Annotated in this window: 1 protein-coding gene; it reads left to right on the top strand. The window is 63.8% G+C overall.

The genetic code is table 11. The features are described 5' to 3' along the window. Positions 1-469, top strand: a 469-nt coding sequence (gene rplC, locus GVL61_RS24460; RefSeq protein WP_159983872.1) for a 50S ribosomal protein L3, incomplete at both ends; no start/stop codon positions are given.

Raw genomic sequence — 469 nt, 5'->3', positions numbered from 1 at the left:
GAGCAACTCCCTCGGGTTGCTGGGCCGCAAGGTGGGCATGATGCGTCTGTTCACCGATGACGGGGACGCAGTGCCCGTCACGGTGGTGGATGTGTCCAACAACCGTGTGACCCAGGTGAAAACCCAAGAGAACGATGGCTACGTGGCCCTGCAGGTCACGTTCGGTTCGCGCAAGGCATCTCGCGTGACCAAGCCCGAAGCCGGCCACCTTGCCAAGGCAGGTGTGGAAGCCGGTGAAATCATCCAGGAATTCCGCGTCACCGCAGAAACCGCCGGCAAGTACGCCGCGGGTGCTGCCGTGCCGATCACGGACGTGTTCTCGGTGGGCCAGAAGGTCGACGTGCAAGGCACCTCGATCGGTAAGGGCTACGCCGGCACGATCAAGCGCCACAACATGGCATCGCAGCGCGCGTCGCACGGTAACAGCCGTTCGCACAACGTGCCCGGCTCCATCGGCATGGCGCAGGAT

This window comes from Novosphingobium sp. 18050 (assembly GCF_902706195.1).
Taxonomy (GTDB): Bacteria; Pseudomonadota; Alphaproteobacteria; order Sphingomonadales; family Sphingomonadaceae; genus Novosphingobium.
This window is presented reverse-complemented; position numbering and strand designations above follow the sequence as displayed.